Genomic DNA, 3,203 nt, shown 5'->3' with positions numbered 1-3,203 from the left:
TATTTATTCTCCCCTTTGCATGAGTGCCTCTTGCATGAGTGCCTCTTCTCATAACTAGCCTATACTCAACGGATTTAGTATCAGGTACTTTTTCCCTGAAAATTAGGTAGTTGACCACCTGAAAATGGGTAAAACCCTACACCCCACACCCTGCCCCTAGGAAAAACTTTTTCAGCAAACCCTACTTACTGATAATTTTTTGAAAATCTCTTTGAATAATGGCAAAATTTTTGTCAGTTAAAAGCGGCACATGAACGAATAAAGCTCTCGGATGATGTTTTAAGATTTGAAAATATAATTCTTCGCAGACAAACTGACCGGCATTATCGCTGATATAGCTATAGGCAAGCTCTTTGACAAAATCCTTAAGAGGAATTGGTGTAAATAACTTTTTTGTGCTACTCCTAGCCTGAGATTCTAAACTTAAACGATAACGACTTTCTGCCATGCCACAACAAATAACGAAATCAGGCTTTTTGTCTTGAATAGCTTTGATAACTCGTTCACTGGCTCGATGGGTATTAACGGGAAGTTGACGCAAAAATAAAAGCTTTTTTGGATAATTATCTTGAATGGATACTAACAAATCATCGGAGGAATTACTCCGGTGATGGCATAACCAAGGCGCAAAAGAAGTTAAGAGAATTGTCAAGTTATCTCCTGATAGTTAATTGGGATGATCAACAAAAAAGCGATCGAGGGGACAAAAATTGCTACAATAACTGACGTGACCTCAATTAAAGACGAGATTTATATCCTATGCAACGCCGTAAATTTTTGCTGATCAGTGGCAGTTTAGGCGGTTTTAGCTTGGTAGCTTGCGCTCATCAAATTTTACAGCCTGTTACTTCCAAAAATCCCCCTGAGTCGGCTGTTAAACAAGCACAAAAGGCGAAAAAAGTCAAGATAATTGTGATTAGTGACCTTAATAGTCAATACGGTTCCACAACTTACGATCCCGAAATCGATCGAGCTATCCCTTTAATTATCAATAATAAACCCGATCTGGTCCTCTGTGGTGGCGACATGGTGGCAGGACAAAAAAGCAGCTTGACAGAGGCAGCAATTAACGCCATGTGGTCAGCCTTTGATCGCCATATCGCCGCGCCCCTGCGAGCTGCTAAAATACCTTTTGGTTTTACCATCGGTAATCATGACGCTTCTGGAGCTTTATCGGCAGGAAAATTTATCTATGCTAAAGAGAGACAATTAGCCCAAGATTATTGGCAAAACCCCCAACATGATACAAGTTTAAATTTTATCGATAAAACCGGCTTTCCTTTTTATTATACTTTCACTCAAAATGGTATATTCTATCTAGTTTGGGATGCCTCCACTCATTTAATCTCTCAGGAACAACTAAATTGGGCAGCAAAAAACTTGAGTAGTAGCGACGCTAAAAATGCTAAAATGCGGCTAGTAATCGGTCATTTACCCCTCTACGGTATTGCCGTGGGCAGAAATCGACCGGGGGATTATTTAGCCGATGCCGAGAAATTAAGAGCGTTTTTAGAGGGCCATCAGGTGCATACTTATATTAGTGGCCACGCTCACGCTTACTATCCGGGTAAACGGGGGCAATTACAATTATTACACGCGGGAGCTTTAGGCAGTGGACCGCGACGGTTATTGAACAGTGAACAAGCGCCCAGAAAAACCCTAACAATTGTCGATATTAATCCCAATCAACAGGAAACAGTTTACACCACCTACGACATGAAAACCCAAGAGGCGATCAATATTACCAGTTTACCTCCTTTGATTATGGCTCCCAACGGGCAGGTTTTACGTCGAGATATTCCATCGGTTAACTAGAAAGGAATTCCCCTAATGGCCACTGTCATCAGCACCGTTAATATGAAAGGAGGAGTAGGAAAAACTACCCTTACCGTCAACCTTGCCACCTGTTTAGCTAAATTTCAGCAAAAACGAGTCCTTGTCCTCGATTTAGACGCTCAAATCAGTGCGACTCTTAGCTTAATGTCTCCCCACGAATTCGCTCAACTGCGTCGCAAAAAACGCACTTTAAGCTATTTATTAGAAGCAATTATCAAACCCAATCCCTACAATAAATTAACTATTGATGATATTATTGTCCCTTCAGTCTGTGAAATACAAGGCTTAGATTTACTGCCGGGAGACATCGAACTTTATGATGAATATGTCGTCTCAGAAACCCTGCACCACCAAGCAATTTTACAGGAAGATTTAGGCTTTGATCATGCTTGGAATAACCTGGAAAGAATCTTAATTCAAAAAATCATTGATCCCATTCAAGACCGTTACGATTATATTATCATGGATTGCGCTCCGGGCTATAATCTTTTAACTCGGAGTGGTCTATGTAGCAGTCATTTTTATTTACTACCTGCCCGTCCCGAACCTTTATCAATTGTCGGCATTCAGCTATTAGAAAGAAGAATAGTTAAACTGAAAGCTAGTCATCAAGAAACCGAACCGATTAACCCCGGTTTACTCGGTATAGTTTTTATTCTTTCCGGTGGTGGTTTACTCAGTCGCTACTATAATCAAGTCATGCGCCGGGTACAACAGGATTTTCAAGCCCATCAAATTTTTGCTAATGCGATTCCTATGGATGTTAATGTAGCTAAAGCTGTTGATATGTTCGTGCCTGTGGTGGCAGCTATGCCCTCTTCTAGTGGTTCCAAAGCTTTTATGAAACTCACAGAAGAATTCTTGATGAAAACCAAAAAATAGGAGATAATTACTATGGTCATTGAGTGGTTAGAATTTCAAGTTAAACCCGAAGCTAGGGAAAAATTTATCCAAAAAGATCAAGAAATTTGGACAAAGTTTTTAGCAAAACAACCTGGTTTTTTAGGTAAGGAGCTTTGGATTAATCCCGCCATCGAGGAAGAATTAATTATCGTTGTCCATTGGCAAACACAAGAACAGTGGAAAGCTATCTCCAAAAATTTACTTGATGACACCGAAGCCAAATTTTCCCTAGCCATGGGAAAAGATAATTATCAATTACTCAAAGTCAAGGAATTTCAGGTCAGAAAATTTCGAGAAAATTTTCAGAACAATTTAGGCTCTATGGGGACTTAGGCGTTTTCGGTCAGCAAAAAAGGCTCAAACCATTACGGGACAAAGGGTTAACCTCGATTTATGATTTTCCTTGATATATCTGGGTTTCAGCGATTTTGGGCTTCTCGAAGTAAATCCCAAGCGGGGATTGG

4 protein-coding genes are annotated in these 3,203 nt (G+C 40.1%); 3 read left to right on the top strand and 1 reads right to left on the bottom strand.

Going from position 1 to position 3,203, the window contains the following annotated elements; all coding sequences use genetic code 11:
- Positions 1 to 181: 181 nt before the first annotated feature.
- On the bottom strand, positions 182 to 652 hold the full coding sequence (locus IM477_RS11720; RefSeq protein WP_002764001.1) for a pyroglutamyl-peptidase I family protein: 471 nt from the start codon (positions 650 to 652) through the stop codon (positions 182 to 184).
- Between the two features lie 107 nt (positions 653 to 759).
- On the opposite strand from IM477_RS11720, the gene IM477_RS11715 reads away from it, so the two are divergent.
- From IM477_RS11715 to IM477_RS11705, 3 genes are read left to right on the top strand one after another with little or no spacing between them, the layout of a single operon-like run.
- Positions 760 to 1,815 (top strand): metallophosphoesterase family protein, encoded by a 1,056-nt coding sequence (locus IM477_RS11715; protein WP_287731830.1) that lies wholly within the window; start codon positions 760 to 762, stop codon positions 1,813 to 1,815.
- A gap of 15 nt (positions 1,816 to 1,830) precedes the next feature.
- Positions 1,831 to 2,718 carry a ParA family protein gene (locus tag IM477_RS11710; RefSeq protein ID WP_287731829.1) on the top strand — a complete coding sequence of 296 codons (888 nt, stop codon included), beginning with the start codon at positions 1,831 to 1,833 and terminating at the stop codon, positions 2,716 to 2,718.
- A 12-nt stretch (positions 2,719 to 2,730) separates the two neighbouring features.
- A complete protein-coding gene (locus IM477_RS11705) occupies positions 2,731 to 3,072 on the top strand; it encodes a TIGR03792 family protein (RefSeq protein ID WP_287731828.1) in 342 nt (113 codons plus the stop codon).
- Positions 3,073 to 3,203 lie beyond the last annotated feature (131 nt).

It is taken from the genome of Microcystis sp. M090S1 (genome assembly GCF_020246295.1).
In the GTDB taxonomy this organism is placed as follows: Bacteria; Cyanobacteriota; Cyanobacteriia; order Cyanobacteriales; family Microcystaceae; genus Microcystis; species Microcystis aeruginosa.
This window is presented reverse-complemented; position numbering and strand designations above follow the sequence as displayed.

Bases quoted from the DNA above. Each gene is read 5' to 3' on its own strand.
- IM477_RS11710 (WP_287731829.1), top strand. From the start codon at position 1,831: ATGGCCACTGTCATCAGCACCGTTAATATGAAAGGAGGAGTAGGAAAA.
- IM477_RS11705 (WP_287731828.1), top strand. From the start codon at position 2,731: ATGGTCATTGAGTGGTTAGAATTTCAAGTTAAACCCGAAGCTAGGGAA.
- IM477_RS11715 (WP_287731830.1), top strand. From the start codon at position 760: ATGCAACGCCGTAAATTTTTGCTGATCAGTGGCAGTTTAGGCGGTTTT.